Below are 17,837 nucleotides of genomic sequence, written 5' to 3'. Positions count from 1 at the left end.
ACGCGAGGGATGGAGGCACTATCCAATGAGTTATGTGGTCAACGAGAATCGCTATGACGGTGTCGCATATCGGCAGTGCGGCCGTAGCGGGCTGACACTGCCGCCGATCTCACTTGGGACATGGCTGAACTTTGGCGGCGTCAATGTTTTCGAGACATTTCGCGGCGTGATCCGGCGGGCGTTCGACCGTGGAGTGACCCATTTTGACTGCGCCAACATGTATGGGCCACCCAACGGCAGTGCCGAAGAGAATCTGGGCAGGATTCTTGCCCAGGATTTTCGCAGCGTGCGCGACGAACTGGTAATTTCTACCAAGGCTGGCTATGAGATGTGGCCGGGTCCGTACGGTATCGGCGCATCGAGAAAGCATCTGGTGGCCTCGCTTGACCAGAGTTTGAAGCGACTCGGTGTTGACTACGTCGATATCTTTTACGTGCACCGGCCGTGGCCGGAGGTGCCCATGGAGGAGACCATGGCCACCTTGGCGCAGCTGGTCAAACAGGGCAAGGCCCTCTACGTCGGGGTGTCCTCCTACAGCCCCGAACGCACCCGCAAGGCCCACGAACTGCTTCAGCTCGAAGGCGTACCACTGCTTGTCCACCAGCCATCCTACTCAATGCTCAACCGCCACATCGAAGATGGGCTGTTAGACGCCCTCGGGGAGCTCGGTATCGGCTGCATCGGCTTCTCGCCTTTGGCACAGGGAATGCTGACAAGTAAGTACATCAACGGTGACGGGTCCTCAGGCAGGGCGGGCTCCGGTGTCACGTTCAGCCGCGACTTCCTTTCCGAGGAGAACCTGACCAAGGTGAGGGGGCTGGCTGATATCGCCAAACGCCGTTCACAGTCGTTGGCACAGATGGCGATTGCCTGGGTGCTCCGCGATCCACGAGTCACCTCCGCTCTCATCGGTGCCCGTACCGTCGCCCAGCTCGACGATTCGTTGGACGCTCTGAACCAAACCGAGTTCAGCGCTGATGAACTCGATGAGATCGATCGGTACGCCACGGAGAGCGGAATCGATTTCTGGCGCGACATATCGTCACTGTAGTGAGAGTCGAATGAGGTTGACCGCGAACCGATCAACGAGTTGACACGACGTTGTGATGTTGGAAGGGGCATAGAGATGGGTACGGAGCTGCAGGGCAAGAGGATTGCCTTCCTTGCGACCGATATGGTGGAGCGGCCGGAGCTGATTGGGCCGTGGGAGGCGCTCAAGGAAGCCGGCGCGCACACGGAGTTGATATCGATCAAACCCGGCGAGATTCAACTGTTCAACCACTATGACAAGGCGGACACCTTCGCGGTCGACCGCATCATCGATCAGGCGGACCCAGCGGATTATGACGCCCTGGTTCTCCCCGGGGGTGTGGGAAACCCAGACACGTTGCGCCTGAACCAAAGTGCGGTCAGCTTCGTCCGGCGCTTCTTTGACCAACAAAAACATGTCGGCGCGATATGCCATGCGCCGTGGTTGCTGATCGAGGCGGACGTTGTGCGTGGGCGAACACTTACCTCCTGGCCTTCTCTCGCAACCGATTTGAAGAACGCCGGAGCGCACTATGTCGATGAGGAAGTCATTGTCGATGGGAACCTGATCACCAGCCGCATGCCCGACGACATTCCGGCCTTCAACGCGAAGCTGATCGAAAACTTCGCTTAGCCGCGAGCACGATCCCCCCCGCAAGACGTGCAACCAGGCGAATTGGAGACCAAGGAGTGATAGTCATGGCTGCCGACGGATATGTCGGCCTATTTAGTGAGCCCGGAAGGGCGCCGACTGATGTTGAATGGGTGCGACGCGCCAACCGGTATTTGACAGCGAAGCTTTCAGCCCTGAACGCAAAGTTCGTCGAGGGTTCCCACCCGGAGCAATTGTTGCGCATGTCGTACGAACCGGGCCCAGTGCATTCAAATCCACCCAGCTCAGCGGTGGGTCTATCGCTGAGATGCCGGATCAGACGGCCACGCATTGCTGCGTGTTGGTGGCCGGTTGTCCTTGCCCGACGCTGAGCATGACGATAACGATCCTGCGGGCCGGAAATGCAAAGTCGTATGTCGCTACCGGCCGGGTCCTGAAACTGATGAAAAATGCCGTTTTGGCTGCGGACCTCGATGACGACGCGGAAACACCGAATCGCCTCAATAATGCTGGTCTCACAGACCATCACAGATATCAGCCGGCTGGTCTGAGCGGCTTGCCCGTGCGATCAACTGCGGACGCTTACGATCCGCCGAGTGTCATGGATGGACAGCTCGGTTGTATTGCGAAGCATGGCCGCTTGCAGTGGATTTCAAACAGCATTTGAAGGGATTGGAATGGTCGTGCATCGCATGCCCGCCGAACAACAACGAACATTGAGTGGGAGAGTCAATGACACGGACAGCGCTGGTGACGGGCGCCAACGGCGGCATCGGTTCAGCAGTGTGCGAACGGCTGCGTGGCGAAGGCTTCGTGGTGCGCACGATGGACCTAACCGGCCCCGCCGACGTGGTCATGAATCTGTCGACTGAACCGGTCCCTCCCGAAGCGGCAGCCGACATCGACATATGCGTCTCCGTCGCCGCGGTGGTCGGCACCTTCGCCTCAGCGCACACGATGTCGTCGGCAGAGTGGTCAAGCGATATCGACGTGAACCTCACTGGGGCGTTTCGCGTTATCCAGGCCTGCCTTACCGGCATGCGAGAACGCCGCTTTGGTCGTATCGTCGCGATCTCCAGTCTGGCGGCCCAGCTGGGGACTATCGGAAAGGTTGCTTATTCCGCATCCAAAGCCGGCTTGCACGGGATGATTCGCACCATAGCGATCGAGAACTGTTCGTTCGGAATCACGACAAATTGCGTATTACCGGGTGTGACAGCGACACCACCGGTACTGGCGCTACCTCAGGGGGATCAGGACCGAATCCGAGCGGCAATCCCCAGCGGCCGCTTCGGTCGCCCTGAAGAAGTCGCCGACCTGGTCGCCTTCCTCGTCCGCGAAGAGTCCGGCTACATCACTGCGCAGGACATCGGCATTGACGGCGGCCTCGCACTGAACGGCCTCTATGTCGGTCCCACCCAAGAAGTGAAATAGACTGGACAACAAGGTGCTTGCTGTGTCTCGACCACACTCTTCGGTGAGGCCGTTCAGCTGGGTTTAGGCAGCGGGATGCCTTCGCTGGTCGAGAACTCGGCATTATTTTGCGAAGACAGCCCAAGCGAGACAAGAGTTCTCGGAAATGCCGCGCCGGCGGTATAGGCGAAGGCCGCTTGCAGCCGATTGAAGTTCCGCGGGATTGAGCTGAGGCGCTGGACACGGGTGATTAATTTTGCCGGACGGCCGGTCAAGTGAATGTTGAAGGGATTGGCGACCGCCTGCCCTGGGCCGAGATCCGACACCATTCCCATGTCGTGGTGTTCGTAATTCTTCTTGGTGCCGTATCCAAGGCTGGCCAGAACGTTGTCAGCGAGCACCTTGGCTTGACGGGTCGCATGCTGCGCGGTCGGCGCTGCGATGTTGCCCGGCTGAGTCAAGTCGGGTACGGCGGCGGCATCACCTGCGGCGAACACATCAGAGTGTCCAGGTACCTCCAGATCGGCTTGCACAGTCAGCCGGCCTCGTTCGGTTGGGAGACCGAGCTGCTGTATGAGGGGGGCGGCGGTCACTCCCGCTACCCACACGACGGTGTGTGCGCCGACTCGTGCGCCATCGCTCAACACGACGTGATCGGCATCGACTTCTTTGAGTGTTGTACCTAAGCGCAGCTCAATCCCACGGCTTTCTAGCACTTGGGTCGCGGCGGCGCTAAGTTTGTCGCCCAGTTCGGGCATCACTTTTTTGGCGATGTCAAGAAGCAGGATTTTCACTTCGGCCGGGTCGAACCCGAGTTGGTGGGCAGCGGCATCGGCCACGGCACGAACCGTCGTGGCAAGCACGGTGCCGGTGGCAGATGCGCCGACCACCACGATCGTGCGCCGCGCTTGTGCGGCGTTGGGATCATGCTCGAGGTTGGCTAGCTCCAGTTGTTCGAGGAGGTGGTCACGAAGGTAAAGCACTTCGGCGGTGGTTTTGAACCCCCGGGCGTAAGTCGCCAGCCCGGGGATGTCGAAGAGCCTGCTGACCGAACCTGGCGCCAGTACAAGCCGATCCCACGACAGCGCGCAGCGGCGTTGCTCAAGATCGGTATAACAAATGGTGCGTTCCTCGAAGTCGACGCCATCGACGTGGCCGCGTATCTGGCGCACCCCGTCGAGCATCCCGGCTAGCGGGATCATCGCCGCCCGTGCGTCGGCCAGTCCGCCAACTACGTCGGCAAGCAGCGGGGTGTAGAGCATGTAATCGACTGCTGAAACGACAGTCAGCTCAATGTTGGCTCCTTTGAGCTTCCGTAGCCGGCGCGCCAGCCGGCGGGCGCAGCCGAAACCGACGAATCCGCTGCCGACGATGACGATCGATGTCTTTGTGTTCTGTAGCGCTGGAGTCATTGTTGGTATTTCCTGTCCGATCCAGGTCGACAAATATCTAATGGCTGGTTTGGTTGCAGACGCCTTCTTCCACCTTCTTGCCGATATCAGGGTCGATGTTGCGCCAGTACTCGAAGATGCGCGACTGCACCGGCTCTTTCACACCATCGGACACGTGGGCAACGATGTTATGCACCAATCGTTCCCGCTGTGCATCGTCCATCACCTGACGGACCAGTGTCCCGGCCTGACTCCAATCGTCATCGTCCGGACGCAGCGTGTAGGCAGCCCGGACCATCTTCCCGTCGGCAGACCAGCGCACCTCGGACGCTCGGTACGGATCGGCCTGCGGGCCGCCCACAGAATTGGGGGCATACACCGGATCCGAGGCGTTAACGAATCGCATGCGCCCGTCTTTCGAGTAACTGCGGACCGCAACTTTGGGGGCGTTGACTGGGATCTGATTATGGTTGACGCCGATGCGGGTGCGATGGGCATCGGCATAGGCAAAGCCGCGGCCCAACAGAAGGCGGTCTGGGCTTAAACCTGTGCCAGGCACTAGATTGCTGGGCGCAAACGCTGCCTGCTCCACCTGGGTGTGGTGGTCAGTGACGTTGTGATCTAGGGTCAATCTGCCCACATCGATGAGTGGGTAGTCGGTGTGGGGCCATACTTTGGTCACGTCAAAGGGGTTGAACCGGTAGGTCTTAGCGTCCTCAAAAGGCATGATCTGAACCTTCAGTGACCAACTCGGATAATCGCCACGTTTGATCGCCTCATACAGATCGCGCATGTTGCAATCGGGATCAGTGCCAGCCAGATAGTCGGCTTCTTGTTGAGTCAAGCACTGAATACCCTGATCAGTCTTGAAGTGATACTTCACCCAAAAGATCTCTCCGGCGTTGTTGACCCAACTAAACGCATGTAGGCCATAGCCGTTCATGTGCCGAAACGTTTTGGGGATCCCGCGATCGCCCATCACGAACGTCACCAGATGAGCAGATTCCGGCGAAAGCGTCCAGAAGTCCCACAGCATGTTGTGATCGTGCAAGTCGTTGTCTGCGCGGCGCTTGGCCGCGCGGATCAGGTTAGGAAACTTGATCGGATCCCGAACGAAGAAGATCGGCACGTTGTTACCGACGATGTCCAGATTGCCTTCGGCGGTATAGAACTTCACCGCAAAGCCTCGTGTGTCGCGCAGGGTATCAGCACTGCCGCGCTCGCCGGCATTGCCGGCGAGCCGGACGAACGTCTCGGTGACAGCGCCCGGTTGGAATACCGCCGCGCGAGTATAGGCACTCAGATCATTAGTCACCTCGAAGCGGCCGAAAGCTCCGGTTCCCTTGGCATGTGGCTGTCGTTCTGGCACACGCTCTCGGTTGAAATTGGCCATCAACTCAATCAGATAGTGATCCTGCAACAGGATCGGACCGTCCGGGCCAAGCGTCAGCGACCGCTCGTCACTAGGCGCTGGAGCACCCGCATCTGTCGTCGTGAAGTTATCGTTCATTGCACCGACTCCTGAATGGCGATTGTCGTTACTGTGGTTGGCGCCCAATATGGTCGGTGCGCTGGCGAGAACCCCTTGCGATTGAGTCGGCGGGGCAGCTTGTATGGCCGCCCCGCCGATTGTTCCGGCTGCGCGAACCTATTGCGCGTAGGACGCTGCCCCCATGCCCGCGAATTGTCCGCCTTCGACGATCAGGTACTCCGAGCGGATGGGCCTGCCAGCGAACCAGTCTTCCAGGATTTCGCGGGTGCCGGCCGCATAGCGTGCCTGGGCGGACAGAGAAGTGCCCGAAACATGGGGGGTCATCGCGTTGTTGGGCATGGTGCGCCAAGGGTGGTCCGCTGGTGGGGGTTGGGGGAACCATACGTCTCCGGCGTAGCCGGCGAGTTGACCGCTCTCCAGTGCCGCCACAATGGCTTTCTGGTCGGTTTCCTCGGCGCGAGCGGTGTTGACGATGTAAGAGCCGCGCCGCATTTTGTTCAGCAACCGCTCATTAAACATGCCGTGCGTCTGCGCGATCAGTGGCGAGTGAATTGACACCACATCCACTGCAGCAGCCAGGGATTCGACGTCGGGATGATAGGTGACGTTGAGCCCCCTCTCGACCTCTGGCGGCAACCGATGAACGTCGAAATAGTGCAAGTTAACTCCGAATGGCTTCATCCGCTCCAGAACTGCCCGCCCGATCCGGCCGGCCGCAATCACTCCGACGTCCATGCCCTCGACGTCGTAGGCACGTGCAACGCAGTCGGCGATGTTCCACCCGCCTTCGGCGGCCCATCGATGGGAGGGAACGAAATTGCGGACCAACGCCAGGATCTGCATCACTGCGTGTTCAGCGACACTGATGCTGTTGCTGTAGGTTTCTTCGGCGACCGTCACTCCCCTAGCCCTCGCCTCATCGAGATCTACATGATCAGACCCGATCCCGGCGGTCAGAGCCAGCTTGAGCTTCGGCGCCTTGGCGAAACGCTCCTTGGTGATATAAGCCGGCCAAAATGGTTGCGAGATCACAATGTCGGCGTCGGGAAGTTCCCGCTCGAACTCCGAGTCCGGGCCGTCCTTATCCGACGTCACCACCAGCTGATGGCCACCCTCCTCGAAATATTTCCGCAGTCCCAACGCACCTGAGACACATCCAAGCATCTCGCCGGGTGTGAAATCGATGTTCGACGGACTCGGCAAGGCACTACCATCGGGATAACTCTTGATCACCGGAATACTGTCGCGCGCATACTTCGGCGGGTAGCCCGTCAACGGATCGGGGTACAGCACCATCACACACTTCGCCATCATGTCCTCCTTAGATGGGGTCAGTCCTGCAATTAGCAGAGGGGCGGAGTCCTCTCGCCAAGATTGCAGCCCGTGTCGGCCGTAGCGCCATCGCACACCGAGGGATATCTAAGGCTCACCATCGCGATCAGTACGCAGGCCGCGCCCGCTATCGCGTACATTCGTTCTAGCGTTGGGCTGTTGGGTTTACGTACGGGACTACAGTCGTGCCTTTATCCAATGGACCACGCCGTCGAGTACCTGATCGTGTTCCGGCTCGTTGAAGACCTCGTGATACCGCCGGGGTAAACCTTCGACTCGACGTCGGCCGATCACACACTTGATCAGGCGACGACTGTCGTTGACGGCGACCAGCCTGTCGTCGGAGCCATGGACGACTAAGAGCGGCGCCGTCAGTGCCGGGGCTTGGCCAGGCATGGTTTCACCAACCCGTAGCAGCACACGCCCAACGCCCGCAGGAACCCCTCCCCGATAAACCAGCGGGTCGGCGTTGTGGGCGGCCACTACGACGGGGTCCCGAGAAATGGCCTCGTCGTCGATTTGCAGTAAGGGCGGTCCGGGCAGGATAGCGCTGAATCCTTTGGCGACCTACGCCGGCAAGGGCGGTATCAGAGCCTGAACTGCCACGTCCGGAGCCGACAACACCATGAGGTCGTCGTTGTCCGGAGCCTCTGCGCCATAGGCGAAAACTATTGCGTCACCCATGCTGTGACCGAGCACTATGCACTTCAGGCCAGGATGCTCCCTTCGGGCGATGCCGACCGATGTGGCGACGGTCGCCTGTGTACTCAGAGATATCCCGCACCACGACTCGTTTGCCGCCGGAGCGGCCGTGGCCACAGTGATCCAGCGCGTAGGTCACCGACCTTTCCTCACCGCCTCGCTTCGCGAGGTGATCGGAATGGCGGGGATGCTCGCCCGTTCAGTGAGCTGGCGGTGTGGGATTTCGCCGACTTCGCTTCCACAGCACTGAGACAACGTGTCGTCGACCATCGAGTTGCGACAGGCGGGCTTTGCAGACTGCAGTGACAGCCAGCAGGTGTTCCTCGAACTTTCGCCGAGCTTGCCGCCCGTAAGCTGGTTTCCCCGCCGCGGGTTTAGCTGGCCGTCCGGCGTCTCGCAGCGTCGTACGGCGCCATAGCCACTTCGCATCGTGAGGCGCTGGGCGACAGTACGTTTGAGCGCCCCTAGGCCCCAATGTGTCGGCATGTTCACCGAGCACACCATTGTCTACGCGCTGCGCGGCTCCGGCGAATGCAAGCGGTGCCTGCTGCTGTCGTGGGCAAGATCACAGCGATGGTGCGGAATCAGTGCATCAGGCGAGTTTTGACCTTGCGTTCTTCCAGCAAGAAGGTTTAGCGCTTCCGGGGCAGTCGAGGTGATGTTTCGTGGGCATCAACACCGTTGCCGATACGTCGGCAGAGAAGGCTTTTGGCGAGGCTTGAAGCGACCGAACTGGCCGCAGCGGGTTGCGCTGGTCCCTGGCTTCGCAACGCGTTAGCTGCCCCAGGGAGATCCGCATGACAGGAGATGAAGGGAATGGCAGCGATATGCAAGTCACGGGCGGTCTGCAGCGACGCTGGACGGTCACACCGGATGCATCGGCGCCGCTGCCAAGCCGGGGGCACCCCGGTGCTTCAGAAGCATAAGGGGAGGCATCGGCAGGGGGCCGACATTGGTGATGGGTGAGCGTCGCCACATCACCGGCGTGGCAATCTGTCATGGCTGGCGTCGCTTGACCGAGCCAACCTTTAACCGGACGACCGCCGGACGGTGACAGCTGTGCGGCGCCGACACCTACGAGTATTGACCGGCCAAGGACGGGTGCTCACCGACGCGGATTGGGTTGAATATGCCAATCAGCACCTGACATCCGAACTTTCGGCTTTGAACGCGCAGTTCCTCGAGGGCAGTAGCAGCGAGCGATGGTTGCGTATGTCGTATCAGCCGGGCCGGAATGCCATAAATCATAACCCAATCAGGTCGGGGTTAATTGCTGAGATGTTGGATCAGACCGCCATCCACTGCGGTTACCTAGTAACTGGTTATCCTTGCGCGACAACGCAGATGGAGTTGGTGATCATGCGGCCGGCGACGGCTTGCTGCTATGTCGCGACCGGTCGGCTTATAGGGCGGACAGCAGAAGCAGCCTTTCTGAGCGCCGAGCTGGCCGATGAGGCGGGGTTCGAAATCGCCACAATAAGGGCGGCTGCCCAGGTGGCAACCGGCCTAACAGGACCGCTGTAACGCAATATCCCACAGTGTGTTTGGAAACATGATCGGTTGTGGCCCTGCTGAGCACGGCTGAAACAACGCGTCGGTCAGTATCCGATCGAAGGGAGGTAAGCGCCTCTTGGGTCTTGATATAGGCCTTTTGTCATCAGGTTCAGCAGGTACACAACGCGCAACTGCTGGCGAAAGCACCAGCGCAGCAGTTCGCAGTTGCGCGCCGGCACCAAGAAGCCTGGTCCAGGAAACGCCTCGGCTGCCGATATCAGCGCAATGAGATCGTCATTAGTTTCGGCGACGGAGTGCGTGAGAAATCCAATTCCCGTGGTGTAGCCAGTGATCCGGCCGTGACGTTCGACGACCCGGGCCGCCGACTCAGCAACGGCGTCTTTGAGTTCCCCCGCGCGGTCATGGCCGTGTACCCGCACACACAGCGCATCACACTCCTCGAGATCGCTATCCACTGCCGCTCGGATGCCATAACCCGGATACGCCAGCTTTACCGGGTGTCCCATTCGTGGACATCAGGGTGCGTTCCGCAACTGCAGCCGACGCATCGGAGTGCGGGCGGGTTGCGACCAGGCCAAATACATCCGGATGCGCATTAAAGCTGCTACCGACTCTGCGATTGCTGCGAATGCCTCGTAGCATATCGTCGCGGCTAGTTACCAAAAGCTCGCTGGCGGGTTTGCCGTTCTCGGCTACGCGACTTTTGATGGCCATGGAAGAAGGGCTTCTGCCCGAATTGGCGGCCGTTCCAGACCAGACCCGGAAAGTGCTGACGACTGCGGCGGTCGAGCCGCTGGGTGATCCGGCACTGCTGTGCCGACGGCATTGCGGCTGGGCATCGGTGTCGAGGGCTCCGAACCGGAGCGTTGCGCCGCCAGCCCACGCGTACACGTGGCGGCCTGTCAGCCGCCGCGGCGTTTACTGCGCGGGCAGCAACCTTGACGCTTAGTCCGGCACAGCGAGCCGAGCGGGCGCTGGTCGCTGCGTCGATCAACGTTGGAGCAGGCCCAAGTCGCCGGCTTTGCTCGCGATGGTCTGTCGAACGCTGAGACGGTGCGCGATTGTTTGCCAGCGCTAAGACCGTCGCATGTCACCTGACCAAAGTGTTCAGCAAGCTCGAAATCAGCTCACGAGCCCAGCTCGAACGGGTTGTTTCACCCCACCATCTCCCCGACGGGCGGGTAGCAAGCCAGTCGCCGTGTAGTCTCGCTCTGTGATAGCTCTAGCCTCCTAATGGCAATGCGCGAGATTGGGTTGATCGGTCGGCGCACCGAAACGCGTGCTCTCGATGACCTGTTGGCTGATGTCAAGTCAGGGCAAAGCCGCACGCTCCTGCTGCGCGGCGAGGCGGGCGTGGGCAAAAGCGCATTGCTGGAATTGGTTGTTAGCCACGCCGCGGACTGCCATGTGCTGCGCGCGACCGGCGTGCAAGCCGAGATGGAGTTGGCGTTTGCCGGACTTCATCAATTGCTCGGACCAGTGTTGGGCCGGCTCGAACACCTTCCCGCGCCGCAGCGCGACGCACTCGGTACGGCTTTCGGTCTGCGTTCAGGACCTGCCCCTGATCGATTTTTCCTTGCCCTCGCAACGTTGACGTTGCTGTCGGAGGCGTCTGATGACCGGCCCCTGCTCTGCCTCATCGATGATGAGCAGTGGCTTGATCGTGCATCGGCACAGGTGCTGGCGTTCGTTGCGCGGCGCTTGGGCGCGGAGTCGGTCGGTCTGATTTTCGCGGGTCGAGCCACAAGCACCGAGCTTTCGGGGTTGCCCGAACTAGAGGTCAAGGGTCTGGACAACAACGATTCCCGCACACTGCTCGACGCCGCGCTGACCGCGCCCCTTGATCCGCGGGTTTGCGATCAGATCGTGGCAGAAGCACGTGGGAATCCGTTAGGGTTGCTGGAGTTGCCGCGCGGTGTCACCCCCGCCGAGCTGGCCGGGGGTTTTGCGCTGCCCGCCGCGATGCCGCTTTCAGGGCGTCTTGAGGAGAGCTTCCAGCGACGCCTCGAGGCGTTACCGCCTGCGACCCGCCAATTGCTCCTGCTGGCGGCGACCGATCCGGTGGGTGATCCCTCGTTGCTCTGGGTGGCCGCCGACCGGCTCGGGCTCAGCTTTGAGACGGCGATACCCGCGATCGAAGCGGGGCTAATCGACTTTGGGCCCCGGGTGCAGTTTCGTCATCCGCTGGTTCGGTCAGCGGCCTACCGCATGGCGACGCTAACCGAAAAGCAAGAGGCGCACAGGGCGCTGGCTGACGCGACCGATCCCCGGGTGGATCCGGACCGACGGGCATGGCATCGCGCGCAAGGGGCGCCCGGCCCTGACGAGGCCGTCGCCTCCGAACTCGAAACATCTGCCGACAGGGCGTTGGCTCGAGGCGGATTTGCCGCTGCAGCAGCTTTTTTGGAGCGCGCCGCAACATTGACGCCGACGCCGGCTCAGCGTGCGGCGCGGATGCTGGCCGCGGCGAAGGCCAAACGCGATGCCGGTGCCCTCGACGCCTCACTGGGCCTATTGGTCGCCGTCGATGCCGGACCATTAAACGCAAGGCAGAGCGCCGAGGTGCAGTGTTTGCGTGGGCAGATCGCATTCGATCAGCTGCGCGTTCAAGACGCGGCTCGCTTGCTGCACGCTGCCGCCCAACAGTTCGAACCGCTCAGCGGCGAAACGGCCCGCGATGTACGCGTACAAGCATTGGATGCGGCGATGTTGCTCGGAGATCTCAACGGCCCAGGCGGCATCCGGGAGGCCGCCACCGCTGCGCGTGTTGGACCGCCGGCCCCGCAGCCCCCGCGGGCGATCGACGTGGTCCTCGACGGGCTTGCAGTTCGCTATACCGACAGCTATGCCGCCGCGGTGCCGCTGCTGGCGCGTTCAATCCAGCTGCTGCTGGCCGTGGACGCCGATGCCGAGCATCTCCATGCGTGGCTGCCGATTTCGCGATTGAAGGCCAGCGCTGCGCTTGCCGCCGAGGTGTGGGATGCCGACAGCTGGCATGCCGTGGCGTTGCGTGAGACGCAGTTGGCCCGGTTGGCCGGCGCACCCGTCCACCTACAATTCGCGCTGAATTACCTGGCCTGGACTTATGTGCTGCGCGGTGAATTCGGCAAGGCAGCAGCAATGATCAACGAGGATCACCTAATCGCCGACGCGACAGGCAACCCACCCCTTCGTTTCCTCGAAATGCTTCTTGCGGCCTGGCGTGGGCAGCAGGACACGGCGGAGGAATTGATCCAGGCCACATTAATGTCTGCGTCTGCGGCCGGGCTTGGCAGGGTCGTCGACTTCGCCGTCTACGCCCGTGCGGTGCTCAATAATGGTCTGGGGCAGCTTGTCTCGGCGCGCGAGGCCGCCCAGCATCTTTTCACCAGTGACCATGTCGGATTCGGAGCCCTGGTGATCCCAGAAGTCGCAGACGCGGCGTCGCGGACCAATGATGTCTCTCTGCTCAGCGCGGCCCGTGACTGGATGGCTGAACGCACGCCGGTAACGCCAACACCGTGGGCCCTCGGTCTCGAGGCTCGCATAGGGGCCCTGTTGAGCGAAGGCGACTTCGCCGACCACCTATACCGCGAGTCCCTGGAACACCTCGGCCGCACACCCGTCGGTGTCGAACGCGCCCGCGGACATCTGATGTACGGCGAATGGCTGCGCCGCCAAAATAGGCGCGTCGATGCCCGTATCCAGTTGCGCCTCGCCGACGAGATGTTCGCTTCCATGGGAGCCACCGGCTTTGCCGACCGCGCACGTCGCGAGCTGCGGGCCACCGGTGAAACGGCCCGCAAACGCACGCTCGAGGCCCGCCTTGACCTGACGCCGCAGGAACTGCAAGTGGCATCGCTGGCACGCGATGGGCTTTCGAACCCAGAAATAGGGACACGACTTTTCATCAGCTCGCGCACCGTCCAGTACCACCTCCGCAAGGTCTTCGCCAAGCTCGCCATACGCTCGCGCGCTGAGCTTGTCCATGTGCTGCCCGCTGATACAGCGGCCATCGAGTCCAGCGCATAACACCCCCTCGGGACAAAGAGGTGCGTGTCCGGGGTCGACGCGCCGTCGGCCAATCGACATAGCAGTTTTCTGAACTCAAAGCTCCACCTCGCCATTCCCCGAGAACACGCCGGCTCCGACCAGATCGCCTACTAGGGCTGCTTCCAACGCCGTGGGCCGGCCCCGTCGCGGTGTCAGACTGGAAGGCCTGACCCTGACGGCAGTGAGGTCGTCGGTTGAGAGGCCCAAAGGACGCGGGCGAGCGGACGCGAGGGGTCTGGTGTGCCGATGAGCCGGTTTGGCATCGATCTCGTTGGGCGGCGGTCCGGTGCTGGCCCGGTCGCTACACACTTGTCGTACGCGCCCATCTCGAGCCGCGACATAAGGGACCGACTTTGGGTGGCAGCCCGAGGCCGTTATCACCGTGACTTGTTTAAAGAGTAGTGGCGATGTGTTGCCCTCGCCGTCGCATTCGTCATGGTAACGTGCAGAGCTTCTCCCCGAATGCGCAGCCAAGATCGAGCCACCACGCCGCTGGTGTCGTTGACCGCCAGATCGGACCGTTCCAGTCCCAGGCGACCAATGAGCGATGACATGGCCGGCCAGCCCGTCAGTAGGCTCAGCAGCCGGGCGAAACACCGTCACGTCGCCTCGCTACCGGGGTACCCGGAGTGGTTCTAGACTGGCGACCCTAACGCTCGGAGCAGTTGGACACGTGCACCGCACGCGGTGACGGCCGACCTGCAAGGGCCAAAATTTCGTTGAACCCGTCTAGCAGGCACGAAGCAAATAGCTTCTCGTGCTGAATGGCGGCCCGGTCATAGCGCGCGGTGACGGTACACATGCCGTCGTTGGACAACAGTACGGTTTCTATGGCCATGCCGTTCAATGGGGCGAGTCCGTACTGCCGAAGTACCTTTGCACCTGCGATGTAGGTGTCATGGGGGTGAAGCGGGACATTGCTAGCTAGTACGTCGGAGGCGGCGGCCGCTCGGTGCATCATCAGCGCCAAAATCGGCTTCGGCAACCTACTCAGCACTGGTGCAAGGGAATTGATCAATCCTTTGGCCGGCTCTTGGCGGCGCTGGGTCAATTGCGCACGGATTTTTTGGATGCGTTCGACTGGTTCGTCTATACCGAGTGGACCCGCGAGGGCGACGCTGGTAAACCGGTTGCCGCCAGCAGGCTCGGATCCGGTGCGCAAGTTCATCGGCACGACCATGGGTATGTGGGCCGTCGGCTCCCCGAGAGCCGCGTGGTAGCGCGACAAAGCACCGCACAGGCCGGCCAAGTATGCATCGTTGATTGAGCCGCCCGCGGCACTCGCCGCATTGCGCAAATCAACCAGTTTGATATCCAGTGCTTCACTGCGGATCGAAAGGCTGCGGTGCCGGAGCAACGGCGATGGTTTTGCAGGTTGCGCAAGCACTCTCGCGGCCGAGCGGACGTAACCGAGAATACGTGCCGGTTCACTCATTGCCAGACCGGGGACCGACAGTGCCGGCACGATGTTGCCGTGGGCCCCATCGATCCGCTGGTCAATCCCGGCCGCTGCGAAGGAGTTCGCAGAAGGATCGTTGAGACCGGGTTGCTGCGTTCTCGGCTCGGATGGCGGGTTTCTCTCTTGGTCGTAGATCTGAGCGGACATCTGGGCGCTGCCGATACCGTCGGCGAGCGCATGACTGAGGTGCAACAGGACGGCGGCCCTTCCATCGGCGAGGCCCTCAACTAGTGTCGCGGTCCACAACGGTCGCGCTACGTCCATCGGTGACTGCAGCATCACCTCAGCCACATCGAATAATTCGCGCAATGTGCCGGGTTCTGGAACGCGGATTCGCCGCACGTGGAAGTCCAGGTTGAAATCGGGGTCGAGGCCCCATCGCGGCGAGGCTATCGGCAATAGCGGTGCAACCACCTTTTGGCGCAGGCGCAATACTTGTCGGGAAACCGCTTCGGCGTGGGCCCGGACGCGGTCCCAGTCGGGTGTGGTGTCAAGGATTTCCACGGCCATGAATCCGGCGCGGAACCAGGGATTGGCGTCATTCCGAAGCATCAGATAGTCGACTGGGGCTAATCGGCTTTGCCACGTGCCGGCCGCGGTGAGGTCAGGTGCTGCCGTCCTTCCCGGTTTGCCGCCAGTCGCGGATGCTCCGGCACGCGAGCCCTGGCCGTGTAGTTGCTGGGTCAACTTTGTTGCTCTCTTTCTTGCCGGAACGTTTCGCGCGCAGGCGTTTTCAGGGCCCGGCGGAGGTAAATAACAGTGGGCATCGGGCAACGACCATCGGCGTGGGCACCTACGATTTTCTGAACGGGGGCCGCTGGATCTGTCGCCATGGTTGTGCTTCTTCAAGCTCGTAGGCTAGCTCTAGCAGCCGAGCTTCCTGGCCGATGGGAGCGGCCAGCATCATCCCTACTGGCATGCCGTTTGCGGACTGCGCCAAGGGCAGTGAGATCGCAGGCTGCCCGGAGATATTGTGCTGGGGGGTAAAACCTATCCAGTTGGTAAGCCGGTCGATGATCTGCTCGAAGCCTGCCGTTGGGTCTAGGTGACCGATTCGCGGGGTTTCGTGCGCGAGCGTCGGGGTCAATTCAACGTCGTAGGTGCGGTGGAACTCAGCGCGTTTTCGGCCCATACCGGTCAACCGCGCGACTGCTGGCGGTAGCCGCTGTAGGTTGCACTGGCCGTTGCGCGCCAACCCCAGCGTCAGGTTGTCGAATTTGCCCAAATCGACGGCAGGGCCCCCCATGTGGCGGCTCATTCGTGAAAGCGCCATCACCAGATAGGTGCAACTCGACGAGTACAACAGGTAGTCACCGGGGAAGGACGGCGGCTCAACGGCCTCATCGGAATGGTCGACGCGATGTCCGAGTTCTTCGAGCAGAGTTGCGGTCTTGAGCGTCAACTCGGTTATTTCGGGATCACACGCGCCCGCAGCCGAGCGCGTCCGCATAGCGATCCGCAAACGGGCCTTACCTGGCGCGCGCACATCACCGATAGGAGGCAGCCGGCGGTTGCGCCCAAGCCGCTCCGTCTCACGATAAAATGCCGCTGTATCCCGTACCGAGCGCGTCAAGACACCGTTTTCGATGATCCTGATCGGTAGCCAGCGCATCGCCAAGTCCATCGGCAAACGGCCCCGCGACGGCTTCAAACCGACCAACCCGTTGCAGGAAGCGGGAATTCGGATTGATCCACCGGCGTCGTTGGCTTGGGCGATCGGCACTACTCCAGCCGCGACAAACGCCCCAGACCCTGACGATGATCCGCCGGATGTGTAATTCGGATTCCAGGGGTTACGCACTGCGCCCAGCCGTGGGTGCTCGGTTGCCGCGTTCAACCCGAACTCCGACATACGTGTTAAGCCCAGCGGCACCATTCCGGTGCGCAGGTACGAACGGACGAATTCCCCGTTCTTCACGGCGGGTCGGGGGTCCCAGGCGTCGGTCCCGGCCATTGCTGGCATCCCTGCCACGGTTTCGCAGTCTTTGAGGAAGCTGGGCACACCGCTGAAGAACCCTGCACGGATGCTGGCGGCCTTCACCTTGGCACGCGCATGGTCGAAGGCTGCGTAGGCAAGGCCGTTGAGGATGGGGTTTACCGCTTCGGTGCGTGTTATCGCGGCCTCAACAATTTCTTGCACCGACACTTGGTATTTTCTCAACGCCTCAGCGAGAGCGACTCCGTCATGTTCGCCCAGGGCGTCGTCGCGGAAAGCGTGTACCGGCTCCAACGGAAAAGCTCCTATCTGACTGGGGTTACGAGCGTCAGCAGACAGCGCTCCACGCGGTCTCCCCAGCTCGGCTTCCCTCTGCCACGAGAGGTTCACTACGACCAAAAACGCCGTACGTGAGCGCTTCTGGGTCATTCCGTTTTCGAAAGTGACGCAAAACACAAGGCTGGGAAGGGTGGGCAACGCGGGCGTCCTCTCTTAGGAGGGCGGTAGTCGTTCAGGTGACCACCCGAAGCGATCAGCGCCTGCTACACAACGGATCTCCTGCGACCAATGCGCCGTGCAACACAGCGTGGCTGGCCGCTCACCCGACCCCGTTTGACACCCCAGAAGTGTTCTCTTGGTCCAGTGCCCTACTGCCCTTACCGCAACATCTGGCCGACGACGGAACAGTGCGTCGAGGATTTTTTGCCCGTTTTTGCTGGCTGTTATCCATCCACAGTCACCGAGTGGCTATGCCTGGTTGTGACCGCAGAAAGGTTGGCGTCGAAATCCAGACCGCGACGTCAGCAGAGCGACCGTAGTCTGATTCATAGAACTCACGGAATGGACGTGACTGTGGATCGACAAGCCACCACACGCAGCTGTCTGGCCGGTCTGCGCATCGACGCATACGCGGTAGGAATCCG

At 61.3% G+C, this 17,837-nt stretch carries 13 protein-coding genes and 2 pseudogenes; 7 read left to right on the top strand and 8 right to left on the bottom strand.

Translation table 11 applies throughout. The features are described 5' to 3' along the window. Positions 1 to 25: 25 nt before the first annotated feature. From A5622_RS08900 to A5622_RS08890, 4 genes are all read left to right on the top strand, one after another. Entirely contained in the window at positions 26 to 1,051 is a 1,026-nt protein-coding gene (locus tag A5622_RS08900) for an aldo/keto reductase (protein ID WP_066859844.1), read from the top strand. 75 nt (positions 1,052 to 1,126) lie between these two features. Further along, on the top strand, positions 1,127 to 1,663 hold the full coding sequence (locus tag A5622_RS08895; protein WP_066859847.1) for a type 1 glutamine amidotransferase domain-containing protein: 537 nt from the start codon (positions 1,127 to 1,129) through the stop codon (positions 1,661 to 1,663). A 127-nt stretch (positions 1,664 to 1,790) separates the two neighbouring features. Next, positions 1,791 to 2,309 (top strand): hypothetical protein, encoded by a 519-nt coding sequence (locus tag A5622_RS29030; RefSeq protein ID WP_156752896.1) that lies wholly within the window; start codon positions 1,791 to 1,793, stop codon positions 2,307 to 2,309. Between the two features lie 65 nt (positions 2,310 to 2,374). Then, positions 2,375 to 3,076, top strand: a complete 702-nt coding sequence (locus A5622_RS08890; protein WP_066859850.1) for an SDR family oxidoreductase — start codon at positions 2,375 to 2,377, stop codon at positions 3,074 to 3,076. A gap of 53 nt (positions 3,077 to 3,129) precedes the next feature. On the opposite strand, the gene A5622_RS08885 is transcribed toward A5622_RS08890, so the two are convergent. From A5622_RS08885 to A5622_RS30720, 5 genes and pseudogenes are all read right to left on the bottom strand, one after another. Next, positions 3,130 to 4,467: an NAD(P)/FAD-dependent oxidoreductase gene (locus A5622_RS08885; protein ID WP_066859853.1), complete on the bottom strand. Its 1,338-nt coding sequence runs from the start codon at positions 4,465 to 4,467 to the stop codon at positions 3,130 to 3,132. A 37-nt stretch (positions 4,468 to 4,504) separates the two neighbouring features. Next, positions 4,505 to 5,956, bottom strand: coding sequence for a catalase (locus tag A5622_RS08880; RefSeq protein ID WP_066859855.1), 1,452 nt, complete (start codon positions 5,954 to 5,956; stop codon positions 4,505 to 4,507). A gap of 138 nt (positions 5,957 to 6,094) precedes the next feature. Further along, positions 6,095 to 7,249 carry an NAD-dependent formate dehydrogenase gene (locus A5622_RS08875; RefSeq protein WP_066877944.1) on the bottom strand — a complete coding sequence of 385 codons (1,155 nt, stop codon included), beginning with the start codon at positions 7,247 to 7,249 and terminating at the stop codon, positions 6,095 to 6,097. 198 nt (positions 7,250 to 7,447) lie between these two features. Then, positions 7,448 to 7,969 (bottom strand): annotated as a pseudogene (locus A5622_RS28045) (serine aminopeptidase domain-containing protein). Beyond that, the gene (locus tag A5622_RS30720) at positions 7,947 to 8,111 is read right to left on the bottom strand and encodes a hypothetical protein (protein ID WP_369827424.1); all 165 of its coding nucleotides are present in this window, start codon (positions 8,109 to 8,111) and stop codon (positions 7,947 to 7,949) included. Before A5622_RS30720 ends, A5622_RS28045 begins: the two are co-directional and overlap by 23 nt. A gap of 962 nt (positions 8,112 to 9,073) precedes the next feature. Here A5622_RS30720 and A5622_RS08865 point away from each other — a divergent pair. Beyond that, a complete protein-coding gene (locus A5622_RS08865) occupies positions 9,074 to 9,496 on the top strand; it encodes a hypothetical protein (protein ID WP_066859857.1) in 423 nt (140 codons plus the stop codon). A gap of 74 nt (positions 9,497 to 9,570) precedes the next feature. On the opposite strand, the gene A5622_RS29025 is transcribed toward A5622_RS08865, so the two are convergent. Further along, complete coding sequence (locus A5622_RS29025) at positions 9,571 to 9,942, bottom strand: hypothetical protein (protein ID WP_156752895.1); 372 nt, start codon at positions 9,940 to 9,942, stop codon at positions 9,571 to 9,573. A 606-nt stretch (positions 9,943 to 10,548) separates the two neighbouring features. Between A5622_RS29025 and A5622_RS30460 the strand changes: the two genes are divergently transcribed. Continuing rightward, positions 10,549 to 10,704: a LuxR C-terminal-related transcriptional regulator gene (locus tag A5622_RS30460; protein WP_082990448.1), complete on the top strand. Its 156-nt coding sequence runs from the start codon at positions 10,549 to 10,551 to the stop codon at positions 10,702 to 10,704. A gap of 22 nt (positions 10,705 to 10,726) precedes the next feature. Next, the gene (locus A5622_RS08860; RefSeq protein WP_232002916.1) at positions 10,727 to 13,498 is read left to right on the top strand and encodes a LuxR family transcriptional regulator; all 2,772 of its coding nucleotides are present in this window, start codon (positions 10,727 to 10,729) and stop codon (positions 13,496 to 13,498) included. Positions 13,499 to 14,168: 670 nt separating this feature from the next. Here the strand turns inward: A5622_RS08860 and A5622_RS08855 are convergent. Both A5622_RS08855 and A5622_RS08850 read right to left on the bottom strand, forming a co-directional pair. Further along, a pseudogene (locus A5622_RS08855) lies at positions 14,169 to 15,551 on the bottom strand (wax ester/triacylglycerol synthase family O-acyltransferase); the annotation flags it as partial. Positions 15,552 to 15,771: 220 nt separating this feature from the next. After that, entirely contained in the window at positions 15,772 to 17,208 is a 1,437-nt protein-coding gene (locus tag A5622_RS08850; RefSeq protein WP_066877935.1) for an amidase, read from the bottom strand. Between the last annotated feature and the right edge of the window lie 629 nt (positions 17,209 to 17,837).

This window comes from Mycobacterium sp. 1245801.1 (assembly GCF_001673055.1).
Classification (GTDB): domain Bacteria; phylum Actinomycetota; class Actinomycetes; order Mycobacteriales; family Mycobacteriaceae; genus Mycobacterium; species Mycobacterium europaeum_A.
This window is presented reverse-complemented; position numbering and strand designations above follow the sequence as displayed.